Source organism: Pannonibacter sp. CBAS1226 (assembly GCF_055685825.1).
Genome location: NZ_JBVOUO010000002.1, coordinates 339,865 through 360,806, shown reverse-complemented (window position 1 = coordinate 360,806; position 20,942 = coordinate 339,865). Strand labels below are relative to the sequence as shown.

The 20,942-nt window shown below is 62.4% G+C and carries 19 protein-coding genes; 6 read left to right on the top strand and 13 right to left on the bottom strand.

Annotated features, from left to right (window positions below):
* Positions 1–69 precede the first annotated feature (69 nt).
* Complete coding sequence (locus AC0CMF_RS08695) at positions 70–1,713, bottom strand: methyl-accepting chemotaxis protein (protein WP_374628551.1); 1,644 nt, start codon at positions 1,711–1,713, stop codon at positions 70–72.
* A 214-nt stretch (positions 1,714–1,927) separates the two neighbouring features.
* Positions 1,928–3,517, bottom strand: a complete 1,590-nt coding sequence (locus tag AC0CMF_RS08690; RefSeq protein ID WP_123193783.1) for a peptide chain release factor 3 — start codon at positions 3,515–3,517, stop codon at positions 1,928–1,930.
* A 261-nt stretch (positions 3,518–3,778) separates the two neighbouring features.
* Between AC0CMF_RS08690 and AC0CMF_RS08685 the strand changes: the two genes are divergently transcribed.
* Positions 3,779–4,336 carry a DUF2585 domain-containing protein gene (locus tag AC0CMF_RS08685; protein WP_050470985.1) on the top strand — a complete coding sequence of 186 codons (558 nt, stop codon included), beginning with the start codon at positions 3,779–3,781 and terminating at the stop codon, positions 4,334–4,336.
* Positions 4,337–4,344: 8 nt separating this feature from the next.
* Here the strand turns inward: AC0CMF_RS08685 and AC0CMF_RS08680 are convergent, their stop codons facing one another.
* Positions 4,345–5,247 (bottom strand): LysR family transcriptional regulator, encoded by a 903-nt coding sequence (locus AC0CMF_RS08680; protein WP_050470984.1) that lies wholly within the window; start codon positions 5,245–5,247, stop codon positions 4,345–4,347.
* Between the two features lie 93 nt (positions 5,248–5,340).
* On the opposite strand from AC0CMF_RS08680, the gene AC0CMF_RS08675 reads away from it, so the two are divergent.
* Entirely contained in the window at positions 5,341–5,973 is a 633-nt protein-coding gene (locus AC0CMF_RS08675; RefSeq protein ID WP_374628549.1) for a class I SAM-dependent methyltransferase, read from the top strand.
* Between the two features lie 87 nt (positions 5,974–6,060).
* On the opposite strand, the gene AC0CMF_RS08670 is transcribed toward AC0CMF_RS08675, so the two are convergent.
* Positions 6,061–6,765: a ParA family protein gene (locus AC0CMF_RS08670; RefSeq protein WP_050470982.1), complete on the bottom strand. Its 705-nt coding sequence runs from the start codon at positions 6,763–6,765 to the stop codon at positions 6,061–6,063.
* A gap of 410 nt (positions 6,766–7,175) precedes the next feature.
* Between AC0CMF_RS08670 and AC0CMF_RS08665 the strand changes: the two genes are divergently transcribed.
* Positions 7,176–8,081: an alpha/beta hydrolase family protein gene (locus AC0CMF_RS08665; protein WP_050470981.1), complete on the top strand. Its 906-nt coding sequence runs from the start codon at positions 7,176–7,178 to the stop codon at positions 8,079–8,081.
* Here the strand turns inward: AC0CMF_RS08665 and AC0CMF_RS08660 are convergent.
* Entirely contained in the window at positions 8,070–9,077 is a 1,008-nt protein-coding gene (locus AC0CMF_RS08660) for a GlxA family transcriptional regulator (protein WP_050470980.1), read from the bottom strand. The two genes, AC0CMF_RS08665 and AC0CMF_RS08660, sit on opposite strands and share 12 nt — an antisense overlap.
* 200 nt (positions 9,078–9,277) lie before the next feature.
* Between AC0CMF_RS08660 and AC0CMF_RS08655 the strand changes: the two genes are divergently transcribed.
* Positions 9,278–10,108 carry an alpha/beta fold hydrolase gene (locus AC0CMF_RS08655; protein WP_374628548.1) on the top strand — a complete coding sequence of 277 codons (831 nt, stop codon included), beginning with the start codon at positions 9,278–9,280 and terminating at the stop codon, positions 10,106–10,108.
* Positions 10,109–10,166: 58 nt separating this feature from the next.
* On the opposite strand, the gene AC0CMF_RS08650 is transcribed toward AC0CMF_RS08655, so the two are convergent.
* The 8 genes from AC0CMF_RS08650 to AC0CMF_RS08615 all read right to left on the bottom strand — a co-directional run bounded on the left by AC0CMF_RS08650 (position 10,167) and on the right by AC0CMF_RS08615 (position 18,303).
* Positions 10,167–11,228, bottom strand: coding sequence for an ABC transporter ATP-binding protein (locus AC0CMF_RS08650; protein ID WP_374628547.1), 1,062 nt, complete (start codon positions 11,226–11,228; stop codon positions 10,167–10,169).
* The gene (locus AC0CMF_RS08645) at positions 11,228–12,010 is read right to left on the bottom strand and encodes an ABC transporter permease (RefSeq protein ID WP_050470978.1); all 783 of its coding nucleotides are present in this window, start codon (positions 12,008–12,010) and stop codon (positions 11,228–11,230) included. The genes AC0CMF_RS08650 and AC0CMF_RS08645 overlap by 1 nt, the downstream gene beginning before the upstream one ends.
* Positions 12,007–12,879, bottom strand: a complete 873-nt coding sequence (locus AC0CMF_RS08640; RefSeq protein WP_050470977.1) for an ABC transporter permease — start codon at positions 12,877–12,879, stop codon at positions 12,007–12,009. Before AC0CMF_RS08640 ends, AC0CMF_RS08645 begins: the two co-directional genes overlap by 4 nt.
* 125 nt (positions 12,880–13,004) lie before the next feature.
* A complete protein-coding gene (locus tag AC0CMF_RS08635; RefSeq protein ID WP_050471364.1) occupies positions 13,005–14,060 on the bottom strand; it encodes an ABC transporter substrate-binding protein in 1,056 nt (351 codons plus the stop codon).
* Between the two features lie 601 nt (positions 14,061–14,661).
* A complete protein-coding gene (locus tag AC0CMF_RS08630) occupies positions 14,662–15,429 on the bottom strand; it encodes an ABC transporter permease (protein ID WP_058900463.1) in 768 nt (255 codons plus the stop codon).
* Complete coding sequence (locus AC0CMF_RS08625; protein WP_050470975.1) at positions 15,426–16,244, bottom strand: ABC transporter ATP-binding protein; 819 nt, start codon at positions 16,242–16,244, stop codon at positions 15,426–15,428. Before AC0CMF_RS08625 ends, AC0CMF_RS08630 begins: the two co-directional genes overlap by 4 nt.
* Before the next feature lie 56 nt (positions 16,245–16,300).
* Positions 16,301–17,311 carry an ABC transporter substrate-binding protein gene (locus AC0CMF_RS08620; protein WP_374628546.1) on the bottom strand — a complete coding sequence of 337 codons (1,011 nt, stop codon included), beginning with the start codon at positions 17,309–17,311 and terminating at the stop codon, positions 16,301–16,303.
* A gap of 512 nt (positions 17,312–17,823) precedes the next feature.
* On the bottom strand, positions 17,824–18,303 hold the full coding sequence (locus AC0CMF_RS08615) for a MarR family winged helix-turn-helix transcriptional regulator (RefSeq protein WP_050471363.1): 480 nt from the start codon (positions 18,301–18,303) through the stop codon (positions 17,824–17,826).
* Positions 18,304–18,460: 157 nt separating this feature from the next.
* On the opposite strand from AC0CMF_RS08615, the gene hmgA reads away from it, so the two are divergent.
* Positions 18,461–19,822 carry a homogentisate 1,2-dioxygenase gene (gene hmgA / locus AC0CMF_RS08610; protein WP_026355358.1) on the top strand — a complete coding sequence of 454 codons (1,362 nt, stop codon included), beginning with the start codon at positions 18,461–18,463 and terminating at the stop codon, positions 19,820–19,822.
* 90 nt (positions 19,823–19,912) lie between these two features.
* Positions 19,913–20,935, top strand: a complete 1,023-nt coding sequence (locus AC0CMF_RS08605) for a fumarylacetoacetate hydrolase family protein (protein ID WP_374628545.1) — start codon at positions 19,913–19,915, stop codon at positions 20,933–20,935.
* Positions 20,936–20,942 lie beyond the last annotated feature (7 nt).

The following is a 20,942-nucleotide window of genomic DNA, read 5'->3' as shown; positions in this document are numbered from 1 at the left end:
CGGTTCATCCGCACTCATACAAGCCGCAGCGGGCAAGGTCAAAGCCGCCTTGCGCCGCCTGCAGGCAGATCATGCAGCAGCAAGCCTGCGCACGAAGTCATCCACCGCACGGCGCAGGGCATCCGTCTGGCTGCCCACCGCATGCGAGGAAGTCATGAGCCGGGCCGCAGTCTCATTCGTCTGCGCCACCGCGCTGCGCATCTGCTCCATGTTGCCGGTAACTTCGGAGGTGCGGGCGGAGGTGACCTGTGCGTTGGAGGCAATTTCCGCTGTCGCCTGCCCCTGCTGCTCGACGGAGCGGCTGACGGATTCGGCATGTTCATCAATGGTGCGCATGATCTCGGTGATCTTCTCAATCGCCAGCACCGCGTCATCCGTCGAGGCCTGAATGGCCGAAATCTGGCTGGAGATCTCGTCCGTGGCCTTGGCCGTCTGGGAGGCAAGCTGCTTCACCTCGGATGCCACAACCGCAAAGCCCTTGCCCATCTCGCCGGCCCGCGCCGCCTCGATGGTGGCGTTGAGTGCCAGAAGGTTGGTCTGGGCGGCGATCTCTTGGATCAGCGTCACCACCTGGCCGATCTTGTCGGCCGCGACTGCAAGGCTGGTCACCTTCTGGTTCGTAGCCTCCGCCTGACGGGAGGCATCATCCACCACCTGTGCCGTGGTCGTCACCTGCCGGGTGATTTCACCGATCGAGGCAGACAGTTCCTCGGAGGCCGCGGCGACCGTTTCCACATTGGCGGATGCCTGCAGCGCGGCGTCGGCGGCGGCACTCACCATGCCGCTGCTCTGGCGCGCGGTCGCGTCCATCGCCGAAACATCACGCCCGAGTTCCACCGCCGCATTCTGCAGGGCATCGAAGTAGCTGCCTGTCGTGGCGCGGAAGTCCTCGGCAAGGCGGCGCATGAGTTCGGCCTTCTCGGCCTGCGCCTCGTCCTCACGCCTGCGCACGGTCTCGGCAAGCTCAGCCTGCTCGATCAGCGACTGGCGGAATCCGGCAAGAGCATCGCGCAGATCGCCCAGTTCATCCGCGCTGGACCATTCCGGCAGCCGGTGGGACAGTTCCCCTCGCGACAGGGCACCGGCGGTTGCCGCCAGTTCATCCGCCCGCACCGCGATGCGCGAGCGCAGGAACAGCCAGCCGCCAATGGCCGCAACAAGGGTCGCGCCAATCGAGATCATCTGCACCAGCGCCACAACGCTGGCGGTGGCACGCAGACCAGCAATGCCTTCGGCCATCTCTTCCTTGATCAGCTCTTCCGCCACATCGGCCTCGGCGATCAGCATGTCGAACGCCTTGTCAAACGTTTCGTCAGCCGTGCTGCCGGCTATGTCGGTGCCCACATTCCTGTAACGCTCGCGGGCGACACCCTCAAAGGTATCGAGTTCTTTCAGAACACCCTGCATCACCCGGCGCACTTCCGCCGATTCCGTGGGAAAGAACCTGCCCTCATCATTGGTGCCGCCATTCAGGATGGCCCCGGCGAAGAAGCGCGCTTCCTTCAGAAGGCCCCAGACTTCGTTGATGTCCTCGCCCTCGTCCCCGGTCATGATTTCTTCGAAGACCAGATGGGCGCGGGTAGCCGTCAGCTTGATTTCCATCGCAGCGTCAGCGAGCGGCGCCAGCCTCTCTCCGACGTGGAGGCCCTCATCGGCCAGTCTGGCACTTTGTATGAAAGTCAGTACGCCCGTCACAACAACGACTGCAGCCATTGCGGAGAAAATACTCAGCAGCTTCCCTGAAACACGCATCCCGCAATCCCTCTTTGGTGCATGTGGTGAACGTACCAAACCATGTGGGATGATGCGGGATAGATGTTACGACAATCTTAGCCTCTCAAGTCATTCAGACAGAGCCCTGTCAAAACAACTAAGAGGTAGCCAGTTTCTCCATGCCATTCAATCGTTCCGGCAAACGGATCAACAATCAGGCACTGTGCACAATCTCACGGGTTTCACGGAAACCGATATCCGGGTTCTTTTCCCCTACGTAATTGACTTCCCAGCCGCTTTTGAACAGGAAGACCGGCTTGTCGTCACGGTCGAGGGCGACGCTCATGCGGTTGGCCTCGATGAATTTCTGCAACTTGACCGGATCATTGCACTCGATCCAGCGCGCCGTCGTATAGGGCACGGTCTCGAAGCCGATTTCGGTGCTGTATTCGTTCTTCAGGCGGTCCACCACCACGTCAAGCTGCAGCATGCCGACGACGCCGACGATCCAGTTGGAGCCAAGGTCGGGCTTGAAGATCTGCACCAGTCCCTCTTCTGCCAGATCCGAAAGGCCCTGCCGCATCTGCTTGACGCGCATGGTGTCGGACAGGCGCACGCGGCGCAGCACCTCCGGCGCGAAGGCCGGCAGGCCGGTGACGTGGATTTCCTCGCCCTCCGTCAGCGTATCGCCCACCCGCAGCTGGCCGTGGTTCGGCACGCCGATCACGTCGCCGGGATAGGCCTCATCGGCAATTTCGCGTTCTTCGGCGAAGAACAGGATCGGCGCCGAAACGGCAATGCTCTTGCCCGCGCGCACATGCTTCAGCCGCATGCCGCGCTTGAAGGTGCCCGAGCACAGGCGCACGAAGGCGATGCGGTCGCGGTGCTTGGGGTCCATGTTGGCCTGTACCTTGAAGACGAAACCGGTCACATCCGGCTCGTCCGGGCTGATTGTCCGCCCGCCCGTTGCCGCCTGCGAGTGGGGGGCTGGCGCATATTCGGCAATGAAATCCAGCAGATCGTTGATGCCGTAGTCGCGCAGGGCCGAGCCGAAGAACACCGGCGTCAGATGCCCTTCGAGGAAGCTTTCCCGGTCGAACGGAGTGTAGCCTTCCGCGCCCAGTTCCACATTTTCCGTCAATTCGCCCATGATGCGGTCAAACACCCAGTCCGTCAGCGCCGGGTCTTCCAGACCGGAGACCTCCAGCGTGCGGGCATAGGGGCCGCCGCGTTCGCCGGACGAAGTCTGGAACGTCTTGCGATGCCAGTCATAAATGCCGAAGAAATCCGAGCCCATGCCCACCGGCCAGGTCATCGGTGACACGTCCAGCGCCAGCGCCTCCTGCACCTCGTCGAGGATCTCCAGCGCGTGGCGGCCTTCACGGTCGATCTTGTTGACGAAGGTGATGATCGGAATGTCGCGCAGGCGGCAGACCTCGAACAGCTTACGCGTCTGGGTTTCGATGCCCTTCGCCGCGTCGATCACCATGATGGCCGCATCCACCGCCGTCAGCGTGCGGTAGGTGTCTTCCGAGAAGTCCTCGTGGCCCGGCGTGTCGAGAAGATTGTAGATGATGCCGCCGCGCTCGAAGGTCATCACGGAGGAGGACACCGAGATGCCGCGCTCCTGCTCGATCTTCATCCAGTCCGACCGGGCGCGGCGCCGCTCGCCGCGGGCACGCACCTGACCGGCAGCCCGGATGGCGCCGCCCGAAAGCAGCAGCTTTTCCGTCAGCGTCGTCTTGCCGGCGTCCGGATGCGAGATGATCGCAAAGGTACGGCGGGTCAGATAGGGGGCGGTCATGGTCGGCTCCTTGGCGAGAGGCGGGCACAGGCGAAGCGTGGGCGAACAAGGCAGCGCGGACGCGCCAGGCGCCGCAGGCTTCAGCCGGCAGGGTCTGTCATTGGCGCAAGGTCATAGAGCCAGCAGCGCCAGAATGCCAGCACAGAATAGGGCTTTCCCGCCGCTTGCCGGCCCCCTGCCCCGAGCCGTCACGCAGCGCCTCTGGCCAGCGCAAGCGCCTGCGGCTAAGGATGATATGGGCAGTTTCAACAGGAGATCCATTTGTCCGCACGTGCTTCCTTCATCACCGGCCTCGTTCTTCTGGCCGCCACCGCCGCAATCCTGCTCGCCATGGGCCGCATTCCCATCTGCGAATGCGGCTACGTCAAGTTCTGGACCCCGGCGAGCGATGTCTCCGGCTCCTCCCAGCATATTGCCGACTGGTACACCCCTTCGCACATCATCCACGGCTTCCTGTTCTTTGGACTGGCCTGGCTCGTAATGCGCGCCCGTCCGCTGGGCGAAAAGGCACTGCTTGCCATCGTCATCGAAGCGGCCTGGGAGATCGTCGAGAACAGCCCCTGGGTCATCGACCGCTACCGCGAGGCCACCATCGCCGTGGGCTACACCGGCGACAGCGTGCTGAATTCGATCGCCGATATCCTCTGGATGCTCGCCGGCTTCTGGTTCGCCGCCCGCATGCCGGTCTGGGTCACGGTTGCCGTCGCCATCGCCTTCGAGCTGATCGCCCTCTGGGTCATCCGCGACAACCTGACCCTCAACGTGATCATGCTGCTTTATCCGCTGGAGGCCATCAAGGTCTGGCAGGGAGGGGCTTGAGGGAGCTGTCAGCGCAGCTCTGGCTGGGCTGACAGTGCCTTTGCCAGGACGTCGAACACGAGCCGGATGCGCGGGCTGGTGTGGAGCTCCCGGTGCGTGACCAGCCAGACCGGAAAGCTGATGCTGATTTCCCCGGGCAGCACCACCTCGACCTCCGGAGCGAAAGGAATGAAGTCAACGGCCATGAAGCCGTAGCCGAACCCATGCCGCACCGCTTCCCAGGCGGCGGTGCCGCTGGCCGAACTGAAACGAAGGTCCCGTTCAGCCGCCTGGATGCCAAACATCTTCAGATATCTGATCATTTCAGCCTTGTTGCCGAAAGCGACGAAGGGCTGACCGGTCAGATCAGCGGCCGTTTCAGGACGTCCGGCCTGATCAAGAAAGCTGCGTGCGGCATACAGATGGGCGTCCGTGTGCCGTAACAGGCGCCCAATCAGGTCTCCCCCCTCCGGCCGGACATGACGCACGGCGATATCTGCCTCACGCCGCTTCAGATCGCTGATTTCGTTGGAGCAGATCAGCTCGATTTCCAGGCCGGGCGCAATGGCATGCAGATGGCGCAGGACCGGCGGCAGCAAATAATGCGCAAACATGTCAGAAGCTGAAATGCTGACCGGCCCGGCCACGGCCTGCGCCTGACCTGAGGCCACGAGACTGAGCCGCAGGCCCGCTTCCGCCATCGACCGGGCCGCTTCCACGAGCTGCCTGCCCGTTTCCGTCAGGACGAGCGTGCGCCCCGTCCGCTCCACCAGAACAAGGCCAAGCTCCTGCTCCAAGGCGGCAATCTGGCGTCCGACAGTCGGCTGGGTAAGTCCAAGCGCCTTGCCCGCAGCCGAAAGGGAGCCGAGATCCGCCACCGCGGCCAGCGCACGGGCATGGTTCCAGTCAAAGGCGAGTTTTGGCCAATTCATGCATTTTTGCATATCATGATTACATGAATCCGCAATTTCAAATTTTCCCGCATGGATCTACCAAGGAGTTCGGCAAAGACGCAGGGACAGCAGATGAACAGTGACGCGAAGTTCTGGGACAGGGCGGCTGAGAAATATGCGCGCTCCCCCATCAAGGACATAAAGTCCTACGAATACACTCTCGAAAGAACGCGCAGTTTCCTGCCGCCTCATTCCGATGTTCTGGAAGCTGGCTGCGGCACCGGAACGACCGCCTTGCGCCTTGCGGGATCAACGGCTCACATTCTGGGCACGGATATCTCCGCCGCGATGATCGAGATCGCAAGACGAAAGCTTCTGGAGCCAGATGCGCCGGTCAACGTCACATTCGAGGTTGCCGCACTCGATGATGAAAGCCTGCCGGAGGGGCCCTTCGATGCAGTCATGGCCTTCAACATCCTGCACCTGTCGCGCAATCTCGATGCAGCTCTGGCAGCGCTTGCCCGGCGGGTCCGTCCTGGCGGGCTGTTCATCTCCAAAACCGTCTGTCTGTCCGATTCACCCTACCGTCTGCTCCGGCCGGTGCTGGGCCTGATGAAGCTCGCCGGCAAGGCCCCGCATGTGCTTTTTCTGTCCCGGAAAGACCTTGAGGACCGGGTCAGGGCACATGGATTTGCAATCCTGGAAACAGGCGATTTTCCGGTCAGTCCGCCCTGCCACTTCATCGTGGCGCGCCGCATGGCATGAGGTTTCTGCCATCCCGGTCAAAGGGCATCCAATATGCGGAGCGGCCCGGCTGTTCCAGCCGGGCGTCGCGTTGCAATCGGGAAACGGTCAGGACGCCTTGCGGAACCAGTCGTACCAGCGGCGCTGCTGGCGGGCCTGGATGCGTTCCAGCACCTCAGCTGCAAACAGGGCAGCATTGTCCCGCGCCTTGTCGAGATTGGTCACCAGCTTGGGATCAAGCGTTGCCAAGCTGCCGCCGAATTCGAACATGTCGCGATAGGCAGCACGCTCCACAATCGCGGTCATCAGCACATCGATGCCGCTGACGGCGAGATGATCCTGCACCGCCTTGAGCGCGCGCGTTGTCACGGCGGCATTGGTGCGTGTCAGCACGACGCAATGGCGGATTTCGTGACGGACGATTTCTTCCAGCTTGGTGATGAGACGCAGGATCTTCGCCCCGCCCCTTGCATCCATGGACGAGCCCTGGATCGGCACCACCACCAGATCGGACACGGAAAGGGCGTTGGCGACGAGCAGATTCTCCGTCCCCTCCAGATCAACGATCACGTAATCACTGACGGCAGATGCCTCGATGATCTGTTCCGTGATGGTGGCAGGCGTCAGCTGGCTCTGGACTGAAATATTCGCCGGCCGGCCCGGCAGGTCCGACCAGGTGGAGATCCAGCGCTGTGGGTCCGCGTCAAAAATGGTGACGGTCATCCCCCTTTCGGCAATTTCCGTTGCCAGCAGCAATGCCGCTGTCGTCTTGCCGGCCCCGCCTTTGGCATTTGCGAAGGAAATAACGGGCATCTGGTCTCTCCTGGATCTGCGGCAGGTGGCGCTTTGCTGACTGCCTCTCCCGGGAGTGATTACAATACTCCATGGTTAACAAATTCATAACCGGTCTGCAAAATGCAATTTCCTGTCATTAATACCTACTTAATTCCACAGTATTGGCAGTCTACGGGCGCCATCATCATGACAGAGCCAAGCAAAAATCGCAGAAGCGAACGAGAATCAATCAGCCACTCTGGAAGAGGCAGAACAAATTCACAGGTGTTCCTTGGCCAGGGGACTGCGTGTTCAAAAGTGCCATTAATCGTTTGTCAGGCCCCTCCCCCGCCGTTATCTCTTGGCACCATGAGCTGCATGTCCGGCCCCTCTGCGCAATTTCGTGAGGCGGGTGACGGATACAGCGCCGATTTCAACCGGATGCCGCAATGACCGCAAGACCTTCCCGCTTCCTTGCCGGACTGAGTGCCCTTCTTGTGGCCACAAGCCTTTCCCTTGCCCCCGCGGCCGCCCGGTCCCTGGCCCCCTACAAGGATGACCTTTTTGCCTATCCGGGCCTGCTCAACAGCTACCATGATGGTGATTTTGAAGTGGTCGCCTATGACAAGGCCCGTGACATTCACCAGCGGGACAAGGAGCCGGAGCGCGAGGTCTGGGGCAACTATGTCTCCTACCATCCGCGTGGAAGCCAGGAAGATCTGGAGCTGAAGGCCAACGGCCGGACAGTGAAATACATGGCGGCCGGCAAGACCAGGGGCGGTGCAGCCTATGTGGTGATCTATGTTCACGGTCAGGGCGGCAACCGCTTTCAGGGCATGAATGACGTCACCTTCGGCGGCAACTTCAACCGCATCAAGAACCTGATGTCGCGCAACGGCGGTGTCTACATCACCCCGGACTTCACCAATTTCGGCGCTGAAGGCACGAAGGACGTGGAAGCCATCATCGATGCCTATGCCGCCAACTCGCCGGGCGCAAAGATCTTCGTGGCCTGCGGCTCCATGGGCGGCATCCTGTGCTGGAACTTCGCCAAATCCCCGGCCACCGCGCGCAAGCTCTCAGGCCTGCTGTTCTTCGGCTCGCCCAAGGACGAGGGCATTTTCGCCAGCCGCACCCTGAAGGATCCGGCCCTGCGCGTGCCCATCTACATGGGCCACGGCAGCTGGGACAAGGTCTACAACTGGGAAGAACAGGTGCAGTTCTTCGAGCAGTTCCGCGCCAGAGCCCCCGGCTACCCGGTCCGCTTCACCCTGTTCGAGACCGGCACCCACGGCACCCCGATCCGCATGACCGACTGGCGCCTCATTCTCAACTGGATGATTTCAAAGGGCTGAGATCTCACTCTGGCGCCCTTCCTGGGCTCCCTCTGAGGCGATGCCGAACTGCTGGCGATAAGCGGCAGGTGGCAGGCCTGTCAGTTTCTGGAACAGCTTGCGAAAGGCTGCCGGGTCAGAATAGCCGACATCCCACGCAATCCGGTCGACCGGGGTCAATGTGCGCTCCAGCGCCTCCCGGGCCTTGGCGATACGGACCTGCTGCAGATATTCGACGGGTGTCAGCCCTGTGGCCGCGCTAAAGCGGCGCAGAAAGGTCCGTGCGGTCATGCCTGCGGCAGCGGCAAGACCGGTAACGCCCTGCAGGCTGGCTGCCTCGGCATGGATCCGGTGCTGGCATTGCCGGATCGCATCGTCGCCATGGTCCAGCCGCGGAATGAACTGCGCAAACGGGCGCTGGCTTTGGCGCGGCGGCTCGATCAGCAGAAAGCGCGCCGTGGCCAGCATGGTTGCCGGCCCCAGCAGCCGCCCCACCAGCGTCAGCCCCAGATCGGCCCAGGCCAGGATGCCGCCAGCCGTCATGATGTCCCCTTCGTCGACCACCATCTTCTCGTCGGCCAGATGCACCTTGGGAAACCGTTGCGCCAGCTGCTGTGCGAAGGCCCAATGCGTCGTGGCACGGCGGCCGTCAATCAGCCCGGTCTCAGCCAGCACGAATGCACCGGCACAGACTGAGCAGAGCGTGGTCCCGGACCTGTGCTGATCCTTCATCCAGTGCGCAGCCGCTGGCATCGGCGCCATGCGGTCCGGCATGATCAGGCTCGGCGGGGCAATGACGTGGCTCAACCGGTGGGGCCCGCCAGGATGGCTGTCCCAAACAGGCTCCACGCCCGCATCGCTTGCCTGCCAATGCGAGACACGGATGGCGCGCGGCGGTTCTCCGGTCCACTCGCCCGCAATACGGAACAGGTCCGTCAGCCCGTAGACCGCCGCAAGCTGGCAGTCCGGATAAATCAGAAGGCCGATTTCGGCCACGAGTGCTGGCGCCTGCGTCATTGTCCGTTTTACCCCGGTTATTGTCTTTTCCGCCACGTCCTTTCGTACGGGCTACGGCGTAGCTTGTCCATGCCAAACAGAAAGGGATCGCAATGACCTTCGACCTCACACGGCGAACTCTTCTTTCCACCGGGGCGGCCGCCGCCGCCCTTCTCATACTGAACCGGGCCACGAGCGCCCAAGCGCAAGGAGAAATCACCATGGCGACGATCAAGACGCAGGACGGAACCAACATCTTCTACAAGGACTGGGGCCCCAAGGACGCCCAGCCGGTTGTCTTCCATCACGGCTGGCCGCTGTCCGGCGACGACTGGGACAATCAGATGCTGTATTTCCTGGAGCAGGGATACCGCGTCATTGCCCACGACCGGCGTGGCCACGGACGTTCGGATCAGACGGACACCGGCAATGACATGGACACCTACGCCAATGACGTGGCCGAACTCGCTCGCGCCCTGAACCTGAAGAACGCGATCCATATCGGCCATTCGACCGGCGGTGGCGAAGTGGCGCGCTACGCCGCCCGTGCCGAAAAGGGCCGCATCGCAAAGGCTGTCCTGATCGGCGCGGTTCCGCCGGTGATGGTCAGGTCGGAAGCCAATCCCGACGGCATTCCGCTCGAGGTCTTCGACGGCTTCCGCGCGGCCCTCGTCGCCAACCGGGCCCAGTTCTTCCTCGACATTCCGAGCGGGCCGTTCTTCGGCTTCAACCGGGAGGGCGCCAAGGTCAGCCAGGGCCAGATCCAGAACTGGTGGAGACAGGGTATGATGGGCGGTGCCAAGGCCCATTACGATTGCATCAAGGCCTTCTCGGAAACCGATTTCACTGAGAACCTGAAGGCCCTCACCATCCCGGTCCTGTTGATGCATGGCGAGGATGACCAGATCGTCCCGATCTCGAACTCCGCGCACAAGGCCATCAAGCTTCTGAAGAACGGCACGCTGAAGACCTATCCGGGCCTCTCGCATGCCCCCTTCGCGACCCATCCCGAGGTGATCAACCCGGATCTGCTGGCCTTTGCCCGCGCCTGATCACCAGCACGCCAAGAGCACCTGGGGCAGCCATCAGGCAGCCCCAGGTCAATTTCCGTCAGCCCTGCAGCACGATCAGGTCGCGCGGGGCGAAGCCGATTTCGACTGTGGAGCCTGCAGAGGGCGGCGGGGCATCGCTGCGGTTGAAGGTGTCGAGCGACACTTTCGTGCCCGCCACATCCAGCTTCAGGCGGATGATGGCTCCCATGAAATGCACATCCTCGACCTCGGCGGGCAGAAGAACGTCATCGTCATTGCCGCGGCCCAGATGCAGCGCCTCCGGCCGCAGCGCCACGGAAAGCGCCTCATCCTTGCGCGCAGCAAGGCCGCCTTCCGTCAGCATGATCTGACGCCCGGCAAGGCTGACGATGCCTTTCTCCCCATCCACCGCCTTTGCCTCGAACGTGTTGAGCGTGCCGACGAAATTGGCAACGAACTGCGTTCTCGGGCGGCTGTAGATCTCGAAGGGATTGCCCACCTGCTCGGCCACGCCGCCATACATGACGACGATGCGGTCGGACATGGACAGCGCCTCTTCCTGGTCGTGGGTCACGAAGATGGTCGTGATGCCCAGTTCCTTCTGGATCTCGCGGATCTCGTTGCGCAGGCTGACGCGGATCTTGGCATCGAGCGCCGACAGCGGCTCGTCCAGCAGCAGCACATTGGGGCGCGGTGCCAGCGCACGGGCCAGGGCCACGCGCTGCTGCTGGCCGCCCGACAGCTGGAACGGGTAACGCCCGCCCAGATCCGGCAGGCCGATCAGCTTCAGCATCTCCGCTACACGGGCATCAGTTTCGGCCCTGGACACGCGCTTGATCTTGAGGCCAAAGGCAACGTTCTGCGCCACCGTCATGTTGGGGAACAGGGCGTAAGCCTGAAACACCATGCCGATGTTGCGGGCGTTCGGCTTGGCGTAGGTGACGTTCTGCCCGCCGATCTCGATGACGCCGGTGGTCGGCGTTTCAAAGCCGGCGACCATGCGCAGCACCGTCGTCTTGCCGCAGCCCGAAGGCCCCAGCAGCGAGATGAATTCCCCCGCGCCTACGGACAGGGAGAAATCCTTCACGACGGTGTTGAGCCCGAAGGACTTCTGCAGGTTCTTGAGTTCGAGAAAAGCCATCAGCGTCGAGCCTGTAGATGTTTGGAGAAGCGGGCGGCCAGCTGGATCAGCGCCATGCAGCCCCATGTGATGGCAAAGGCGATCACCGCCAGCGCCGCCGGCTCATAGGCACGGTTGACGCCAAGGCTTGCCATGAAGGGTCCGAAGGCCGGACGGTTCAGAAGCGCTGCCATGGTGAATTCGCCAATGACGATGGCAAAGGTCAGGAAAGCCCCCGAAAGCACCGAGATCAGCACGTTGGGCAGGATCACCCGGAACAGGATCGTCGTCCATCCGGCGCCAAGGCTCATGGCTGCTTCCGTCAGCGTCGCCACGTCGATGGTTCTGAGCCCCGTATCCACCGCGCGGTACATATAGGGCAGCGCCAGCATCACATAGCCGCACATGAGCAGGATGTTGGTGCCCCAGATGCTGCCCGTCAGCGGCAGGAAGGACGAGGTGTTGTAGAGCCGGATATAGCCGAAGACCACGATGATGGCCGGGATCACCAGCGGCAGCAGGGTGATGAATTCCACCCATGGCCGGGCGGCGGGCAGCTTCAGCCGCACCCAGAAGGCCGTCGGCACCACCAGCAAGACCCCGGCAACGATCGTCGCCAGCGCCATGGACACAGAGTAGATGAAGGTGTCCTGAAAGCGGCTGTCGGCCAGAACCGCCACATAGGCATCGAAGGAATAGGCATCGCGCCGCATCCGCAAGCTGAATTCCGTCATGCCGATCAGCGGCAGGGCGAAGAAGATGCAGCCGAGGATGAGCGTGCCCCAGGCAAGAAGACGGTTCACTTGAGCCACCTTTCACTGCGCACCCGCAGCCAGATGTAGATCCCGTTGGCAACGCCGGTGATGACGATCATGCCGAAGGCCAGCGCATAGCCCAGATGCGGATTGCCGAGCACGTCGCCGCGGATCTGCGCAAACAGCTTGATGGGCACGATGTTGAACTGGGGCCCGGCCAGCGCGAAGGCCGTTGCAATGGCGCCGAAGGAATTGGCGAAGAGCAGCGCAAACGTGCCGAGGAAGGACGGGAACAGGATCGGGATGGCCACCATGCGCCAGTATTGCGCGGAGGTCGCGCCCAGGATCGAGGCCGCTTCCTTCCACTCGCGCTTCAGGCCGTCCAGCGCAGGCGCGATCATCAGGATCATCAGCGGGATCTGGAAGAACAGATAGACGACCACCAGCCCCCAGAAGGACAGGAGGTTGAAGCCCATCGCCCGGAGATTGATGCCGAATTCGTTGCGCAGCCAAATGGTGACAAGACCAACCGGACCAAGTGTGGCGAGAAAGGCAAAGGCCAGCGGCACGCCGGCGAAATTCGAGGCAACGCCGGAAAAGGTCATCAGCGCCGAACGCACCCGCGCCGGCAGCCCGCCGAGGATGACCGCAGATGCCATGCCAAAGCCGATCAGGCATCCCAGGAGCGACGTCACCAAACTGAGCTGGATCGACACCCAGTAGGAGGACTTGATCGAGTCCGTGTTCAGGCCGCGGATGTTTTCGAGGGTGAAGCTGCCATCGGGCGTCTGGAACGCCCCCACCACGATCTGCAGGGCAGGCAGGATCAGGAAAAGGAACGCAAAAAGCGTGAAGGGAGCAAGGCCGAGCCAATTGAGGTTCAATCGGAACGCGCTTGCCCTTGCCGGTTTCGTCATAAGGCTGAGCCCCCAAGGCGCCTTGTGAAACGCATGCCAGCCACGCGCAGGCAGCTGACTCGGAATGCAGAGAACCGGTCCCGGCCAAAGGGCCGGAACCGGACAGTCTCATGCGTCAGACGTTCTTACTGAACGTTGGCGCCAACGACCTTGTCCCAGCCGCCGACAACAGCTTCCTTGTTGGCGTTCTGCTCTTCGATGGTCGGGAAGTAGGCCTTCTCATAGGGGCCGGCCGGCGGCAGGGCGTCCAGCAGGTCCTGCGGGATCTTGCCGTCAGCAACCATCTGGTTGAAGCGGGCGGTGTGGCAGTAGCCCTTCACGTAGCCGTTCTGGCCTTCGTCGGAGAAGATGTGCTCCATCCACAGCTTGGCAGCGTTCGGATGGGGGGCGTAGGCGCTGATGGCCTGAACGTAGACGCCAGCCAGCGTGCCCTTGGTCGGCACGACGACTTCCACAGGCGGGTTGCCCTTCAGGGTGTCACGGGCGGTCAGGGCGTTGTAGTCCCACATCACCATGATCGGCGTGGTGCCCTGGGCCAGCGTGCCGGCCTTGCCGATGACCGGAACGAAGTTGCCGGCATCATTCAGCTTCTTGAAGAATTCGAGGCCAGCTTCACCGGAAGCCGTACCAGCAGCAGCGCCCTGGGCCATGCCGGCGGACAGAACGCCGAGGATCGCCTGGTTGGACGCGCGCGGATCACCGGCGAGGGCCACCTGACCGGCATATTCCGGCTTCAGCAGATCATCCCATTCGGCCGGGGTGTTGGTGACGAGGTCCTTGTTCACGATGAAGGACATCACGCCATAATAGGCGCCGTAGTAGTAGCCGTCGGCATCCTTGACATCGTCGGAGATCTGATCCCAGACGGAAACCTTGTACGGCTGGATCAGGCCTTCGCCCTTGGCCTGCGGGCCGAAGGACAGGCCAACGTCGATGACGTCCGGAGCCTGCGGGCCGGTGTTGCCCTTGTTGGCGCGGATGGCTTCCAGCTCATCGGCGGAACCGGCATCCGGGTTCAGCTCGTTGACGGTCAGGAAGGGGTACTTTTCCTTGAAGGACGCGATGATGTCGCCATAGCCGCACCAGTCATGCGGGAGAGCGATCGTGGTCAGCATGCCTTCCTTCTTGGCACCTTCGATGAGTTCTTCCATCGACTGCGCGTTCACCGCAGTGGTCTGCATGAGAGCCGCAAGGCTCACCGCTGCAGCGAGTGTCTTTTTCATGCTCATTCGCTTCTCCTCACTGTTCCGGCGGACGGCGCCCGCCGGTGTCAACCAGTCGCCCTCTTGGCCTTTGGCCGGGGAACCCGCTTGCTCCTGCGGCAAGTGCCAGGCCCTTCGCCCTGCACCTGTGACGGCCGGAAGACGGGCAGCCCATACTGCCCCTCCCACCCGGCCCTGCCGCCGCCCTTCGTGATCACCGCGAAGGTTTCAGACATGCGCCTTAGAGCATCAGCATGTCAGTTCGGATTCTCTTTTATGACAGTTTCATGAAACTCCAGCCGCGCCAAATGTGACAGCACGGAAACGTCACAGTAATGCCTTGATGCGTCAAGCCTTAATGCGCAGCTGGATCAAGATTGACCGAATGCCGCAGCAACGGAAAACGCCCGGAATTCACCGTCCGCAGGCGTGCAGCGCACAATTCTTTGAACGGCATTTTCCGATGACAAAACGGACTGCCCCCAAGGCTCTGAGATGGTGATGCCTCACGCCTCGAAATTGCCCGGACACCGCTCGGGCTTGCCTGCCCCCGGCAAGCCAGGCTCATCGGGAGATGGTATCAGGCCCTCGCCGAACCGGACCGGTGCGCCCAGCCGGTCATGCGCATTTCAAGCCAGGCCATGATCGCATACATGACGATGCCAAGCACGGCGAGCGCCATCAGTCCCGCCCACACCAGCGGCACGTTGAACTGCGACTGCGCCGCCAGCATCATGTGGCCAAGGCCGGAGTTGGCGGCCACCGTTTCGGAGATCACCGAGCCGACGAAAGCCAGCGTGATGGCCACCTTCAGCGAGCCGAAGAAGTACGGCATCGAGCGCGGAATGCCGACCTTGAGCATGATGTCCATCTTGCGCGCACCCAGCGCTCGGAGCACGTCTTCCATCTCAGGTTCGATGGTGGCAAGGCCCGTCGCCACATTCACCACAATGGGGAAGAAGGCGATGAGGAAGGCCGTCAGCACTGCGGGGACCGTGCCGATGCCGAACCAGATCACCAGGATCGGGACGACAGCCACCTTGGGCACCGAGTTGAAGCCGATCATCAGCGGATAGAGCCCGGCATAGATCGCCCGGCTCCAGCCGATGGCAAGACCGAGCAGCAGGCCGCCGCCGACTGCCAGCGCAAAGCCGAGCACGGTGGTGAACAGGGTCTGCAGCGAGTTCTTCCAGATGGCCGGCCAGAACTTCACCGTGGCCGCATAAATATCCGTGGGTGCAGGCAGGATATAGACCGGCAGCTTCAGGATGCTGCAGGCCGCCTGCCAGATGAGAAAGAGCCCGATGGTCCACAGCCAGGGGGCCGCCTTGATCCAACGCTCGCTCATGCTGCCGCCCTCGCCTCTGCAATATAGCCGCGCAGCTCGTGCACGATGTCGTTGAACCCGGCCTCATAGGTCAGATCGATGGGCCGCGGGCGCGGGAAGGTCACCTCGCGCTCGATGATCACACGCCCCGGCCTTGCGCTCATGACGAAGATCCGGTCCGCCAGATAGACGGCTTCGCGCAGGTCGTGGGTGACGAGAATGGTGGTAAAGCCCTTTTCCGCATGCAGGTCGCGCATCACCTGCCACAGCTCTTCACGGGTGAAGGCATCCAGCGCACCGAAGGGCTCGTCCAGCATCAGCAGGGCCGGATCATGCACCAGCGCACGGCACAAATTGGCACGTTGCTGCATGCCACCGGAAAGCTGCCAGGGAAACTTGGCGCCGAACCCCTTGAGGCCGACAAGCGACAGCAGCGCCTCGGCCTTGGCCACATAGGCGGCCTTTTCCTTGCGCAGGCGGGCGCGGTGCGGCTGAACGATTTCCAGAGGCAGCATCACGTTGTCAAGCGTGGTGCGCCAGGGCAGCATGGACGGGTTCTGGAAGGCCATTCCGGCCACACTCACCGGGCCGCTGACTTCCTTGCCCGCCACTTCCACGGTGCCCGCATTGGGGCGCATCAGGCCGGTGGCGAGCTTCATCAGCGTGGACTTGCCGCAGCCTGACGGCCCGACAACGGCGGCGAACTCGCCCTTCTTCACCGACATGGTCAGCCCGTCCAGCGCCAGTGTGCCCGTGTCTCCGCCGCCATAGGTGAGGCGGATATCCCGCAATTCTACAAAACCGGTCACCCGCGCCCCCAAAAGATCATTCCGCATGATGCAAACACCCTCCCGGCAGGCGGCAGGCCAGCCGGGAGGGTGTAAAGTCTGGCTTACTTGACGGCCCGCTCTTCTGCAGACGGCAGGTAGGACGGATCAAAGACCTTTTCAGCGGCCGGCGGCGTGTCGCTCACGTCCATGGAGGCCTTGAGATAGTCCATGCTCTTGGTCAGCTTGACCATATCCACGCCACCAAAGCCATTGGCCTTGACCGCCGGGGTGGCAATGGCCTGCTCGACAGCCATCTTGAGACGCTCGGTCTCCACGGCGGCATCCAGCACCTCGTTGCGCTTCATCACATAGGGGATGGCCGCTTCCGGATCGGCGATGGCGTCGAGATAGCCCTTGGTCAGCGCCTTGACGAAGCCCTTCACCGCTTCCGGGTTGGCTGCGGCGAAGTCCGTGTTCACCATCACCACGTTGCCGTAAAGGTCGAGGCCGTTCTCGGCCATCAGGATGGTGACGATCTCGTCGTCAGCAATGCCTTGCGCCTTCAGGTTCAGCACGGAAGAGAAGGAGAAGCCGAAGATGGCATCCACCTGCCCCTGCGCCAGCATGGGCTCGCGCACCGGGAAGCCGACATTCTCGATGGTGATCTTGGACGTGTCGAGGCCAGCCACTTCCGCAAACGCCGGCCACTGGCCGAAGGCTGCATCCGGCGGGGGCGCACCCAGCTTCTTGCCTTCCAGCGACTTCGGGTCTTCCGTAACACCGAGGCTCTTGCGACCGATGATGGCAAAGGGCGGACGCTCATAGGCCATCAGCACGGCCTTGGCCTTCAGGTCCGGCTGCTCGTCCAGCAGCTTGATCAGGGCGTTGATATCGCCGAAGCCGAATTCATAGGCGCCCGTTGCCACACGCGGGATCGACTCGCGCGAGCCTGCCCCCGTGTCGATGGTGACATTGAGCCCTTCCTCAGCGAAATAGCCCTTGTCCAGCGCAATGAAGAACGGAGCCGCCGGGCCCTCGAACTTCCAGTCGAGCGTGAATTTCACATCCGTTGCAGCGAGAGCCGAAGACGCCGACAGCGCCAGACCCATCGCAAAACCCATCAGACGACGCATGCTGTTCCCCTCTGGTTTTCCCAGTTTGTGAAAGCAGAGTGACGCGGGGATGCACAGCAGGCAAGCAGGTTTTTACGCTGCTTGCCGTTTCAGCACGGAAGCGCAACAGAAGCAGGCATAGAAGATTTTTATGTTTATATTCAGATAGTTAATCCGGTCATGACGGATCATACGGACCAGCACATTGCAGTCTGCTCCATGCCCATCACCTCCCCTCTCCATCGTCCTCCCGGACGCAGCGAAGCGAAGATCCGGGACCGGAGAGCCAGGGCCTATCAACCATAACCTGTTGAATTATATAAGACTCCAGTTCACCGATCCCGGCTCACACTGCGCTTGGCCGGGATGACGGCGGAAGGGTTTTGCCGGCCATCAAGGCATCAATCCACTGCGCCCATCTGATCCCTGACGCCCCGCATGCCGCCCAAAATTTCGCCACCCGTGGTCTGACCAGATGAAATCCAAGTGGTCAGCAGAGCGTTTTGCATTGTCAAATCTGCGGATAAACGATCTCAAGCACCCGAATCCGCATCTTCATCTGGCGGCATATCCCGCCCCTCACGGATAAGCCGGCGCAGGAACTCCTCAAGGGCAGCCGAGATGTCCGGCCCAAGACCTGCGCGCAGGTCCCGGTCATAGGCCATCGCCCGCTCCCCCAGCCGGAGGAAGACGTCCCGGCCCTTGGGCGTCAGTGACAGGATTTCCGCCCGCCGGTCCTGCGGCGCCGTCTGCCGCTGCAGGTGGCCGCCCGCCTCCAGCCCCGCGACGGCGCGGCTGACCTTGGTTTTCTCGATGTGGGAAATGGCGCAGATATCCCGTGCTGTCATGGAGCCGAACTTGCCGAGATTGGCCATCACCCGCCACTGGGTTCGTGTCAGGCCGAAGTCGTCCCGGTAGACCGCCTGAAAGGACCGGCTGGTCGCCTCTGCCGCCTGATTGAGCAGATAAGGCAGAAACGCCTCCAGATCGAATCCATCTGCCGGACCTGTCATCTTCACCCCGTCTCCCGCGCCGCATCCCTGTTTCATGGGCTGCTTCGGGCGCGCAAACTGCCACGAGCGTCCTTGCCTGTCATCCTCTCTTGACTTGGTTGCACTTGCAACTATTATCACAGACAACGGCCGGGGGAGCCGGCAAGAGGAGGACATCATGACAACGCACGCCCTGCCCACAGGCATGGTTCGCGCCGCCACGGTCAACGGCACGGTTGAGGGCTACATGCCCGGCTTCGGCAATGACTTCGAGACGGAGGCCCTGCCCGGCGCCCTGCCACAGGGGCAGAATTCGCCGCAGAAATGCAATTACGGCCTTTATGCAGAGCAGCTTTCCGGCACCGCCTTCACTGCCCCCCGCGGCCAGAACGAGCGCACCTGGTGCTACCGCATCCGCCCCTCGGTCAAGCACACCACCCGCTTCACCAAGATTGACGTGCCCTTCTGGAAGAGCGCACCCAACATCGTTGATGATGTGATCAGCCTGGGCCAGTACCGCTGGGACCCGGTGCCCCACGCGGATGAGCCGCTGACCTGGGTCACCGGCATGCGCACCGCCACGACGGCCGGTGACGTCAACACCCAGACCGGCATGGCCAGCCACATCTATCTGGTCACCCGTTCCATGGTGGACGAGTATTTCTTCTCCGCCGACAGCGAGCTTCTGGTGGTGCCGCAGGAAGGCCGCCTGCGCTTCTGCACGGAGCTGGGTGTCATTGATCTGGAACCGAAGGAAATCGCCATCCTGCCACGCGGCCTGGTCTACCGGGTGGAAGTGCTGGAAGGCCCGTGCCGGGGCTTTGTCTGCGAGAATTACGGCCAGAAATTCGACCTGCCGAACCGTGGCCCCATCGGCGCGAACTGCCTCGCCAACCCGCGCGATTTCAAGACGCCGGTTGCCGCCTTCGAGGACAGGGAGGTGCCGTCCACCGTCATCATCAAGTGGTGCGGCCAGTTCCACGAGACGAAGATCGGCCATTCGCCGCTGGATGTGGTGGCCTGGCACGGCAATTACGCGCCCTGCAAATATGACCTGCGCACCTACTCGCCGGTCGGAGCCATTCTCTTCGACCATCCGGACCCGTCGATCTTCACCGTGCTGACCGCACCTTCGGGCGTGGAAGGCACCGCCAATATCGATTTCGTGCTGTTCCGCGAGCGCTGGATGGTGGCCGAGCACTCATTCCGTCCGCCCTGGTACCACAAGAACATCATGTCCGAGCTGATGGGCAACATTTACGGCATCTATGATGCCAAGCCGAAGGGCTTCGTGCCCGGCGGCATGAGCCTGCACAATTGCATGCTGCCGCATGGGCCGGACCGCAACGCCTTCGAGGGTGCTTCCAACGCGGAACTGAAGCCGGAAAAACTGGACGAGACCATGAGCTTCATGTTCGAAACCCGCTTTCCCCAGCACCTGACCGAATGGGCAGCTACCTCCGCGCCCTTGCAGGATGATTACATCGACTGCTGGGACAGCCTCGAAAAGAAGTTCGACGGCACGCCCGGCGTGAAGTGAGCGGCACCCGCTCACAACCAGGCATGACACGGGGCAGCGGCGGGCCGGGGGAGCCTGCCGCCCTCTCACACCAGTTTTCGGGAAAACATCATGAAACTTGCCACGCTGAAGGACGGCAGCCGTGACGGACGGCTTGTGCTGGTCAACAAGAGCCTGACCCGCTGCACCGAAGCCACCCACCTTGCCCCAACCCTGCAGGCCGCGCTGGACGACTGGGCAGAACTCGCGCCCAAGCTGGCCGTGCTGGCCGAAAGCCTGGAGCACGATGCCGTGCCCTCCATGCGCTTTCACGAGCATGACGCCCATTCGCCGCTGCCGCGCGCCTATCAGTGGGCGGATGGCTCGGCCTACGTCAACCACGTCGAACTGGTGCGCAAGGCGCGCAGCGCGGAGATGCCGGAAACCTTCTGGACCGATCCTCTGATGTATCAGGGCGGTTCCGACAGCTTCCTCTCCCCGCGTGATCCCATCCGCATGGCTGATGAAGCCTATGGCATCGACATGGAGGGCGAAGTGGCCGTCATCGTCGATGACGTGCCGATGGGAGCGAGCGTGGACGAAGCACGGGCGGCCATCCGCCTCATCATGCTGGTGAATGACGTGTCGCTGCGCGGGCTCATTCCGGCGGAACTGGCCAAGGGCTTCGGTTTCTTCCAGTCCAAGCCATCCTCTGCCTTCTCCCCCGTTGCCGTGACGCCGGACGAGCTGGGCGATGCCTGGGATGGCGGACGGCTGCATCTGCCGCTGAAGGTGGATCTCAACGGCAAGCCCTTCGGCCGCGCCAATGCCGGCATCGACATGACCTTCGACTTCCCGCAGCTCATCGCCCATGCGGCCAAGACCCGGCCGCTGGCCGCCGGCTCCATCATCGGATCCGGCACGGTTTCCAACAAGCTGGACGGCGGCCCCGGCAAGCCGGTGAGCGAGGGCGGCGCAGGCTATTCCTGCATTGCCGAGATCCGCATGATCGAAACCATCAACAGCGGCGCGGCCAAGACCCCCTTCCTGCGCTTTGGCGACACGGTGCGCATCGAGATGCTGGATGCGACGGGCCATTCCATCTTCGGCGCCATCGAACAAACGGTTGAACAGACCGTTGAGCAGAGCGCCTGAAACAGAT

Coding starts and splice junctions, on each gene's coding strand:
- AC0CMF_RS08695 (WP_374628551.1), bottom strand. CDS start 1,713: ATGGCTGCAGTCGTTGTTGTGACGGGCGTACTGACTTTCATACAAAGT.
- AC0CMF_RS08690 (WP_123193783.1), bottom strand. CDS start 3,517: ATGACCGCCCCCTATCTGACCCGCCGTACCTTTGCGATCATCTCGCAT.
- AC0CMF_RS08680 (WP_050470984.1), bottom strand. CDS start 5,247: ATGAATTGGCCAAAACTCGCCTTTGACTGGAACCATGCCCGTGCGCTG.
- AC0CMF_RS08675 (WP_374628549.1), top strand. CDS start 5,341: ATGAACAGTGACGCGAAGTTCTGGGACAGGGCGGCTGAGAAATATGCG.
- AC0CMF_RS08670 (WP_050470982.1), bottom strand. CDS start 6,765: ATGCCCGTTATTTCCTTCGCAAATGCCAAAGGCGGGGCCGGCAAGACG.
- AC0CMF_RS08665 (WP_050470981.1), top strand. CDS start 7,176: ATGACCGCAAGACCTTCCCGCTTCCTTGCCGGACTGAGTGCCCTTCTT.
- AC0CMF_RS08660 (WP_050470980.1), bottom strand. CDS start 9,077: ATGACGCAGGCGCCAGCACTCGTGGCCGAAATCGGCCTTCTGATTTAT.
- AC0CMF_RS08655 (WP_374628548.1), top strand. CDS start 9,278: ATGGCGACGATCAAGACGCAGGACGGAACCAACATCTTCTACAAGGAC.
- AC0CMF_RS08650 (WP_374628547.1), bottom strand. CDS start 11,228: ATGGCTTTTCTCGAACTCAAGAACCTGCAGAAGTCCTTCGGGCTCAAC.
- AC0CMF_RS08640 (WP_050470977.1), bottom strand. CDS start 12,879: ATGACGAAACCGGCAAGGGCAAGCGCGTTCCGATTGAACCTCAATTGG.
- AC0CMF_RS08635 (WP_050471364.1), bottom strand. CDS start 14,060: ATGCAGACCACTGCGGTGAACGCGCAGTCGATGGAAGAACTCATCGAA.
- AC0CMF_RS08630 (WP_058900463.1), bottom strand. CDS start 15,429: ATGAGCGAGCGTTGGATCAAGGCGGCCCCCTGGCTGTGGACCATCGGG.
- AC0CMF_RS08625 (WP_050470975.1), bottom strand. CDS start 16,244: ATGCGGAATGATCTTTTGGGGGCGCGGGTGACCGGTTTTGTAGAATTG.
- AC0CMF_RS08620 (WP_374628546.1), bottom strand. CDS start 17,311: ATGCGTCGTCTGATGGGTTTTGCGATGGGTCTGGCGCTGTCGGCGTCT.
- AC0CMF_RS08615 (WP_050471363.1), bottom strand. CDS start 18,303: ATGACAGGTCCGGCAGATGGATTCGATCTGGAGGCGTTTCTGCCTTAT.
- hmgA (WP_026355358.1), top strand. CDS start 18,461: ATGACAACGCACGCCCTGCCCACAGGCATGGTTCGCGCCGCCACGGTC.
- AC0CMF_RS08605 (WP_374628545.1), top strand. CDS start 19,913: ATGAAACTTGCCACGCTGAAGGACGGCAGCCGTGACGGACGGCTTGTG.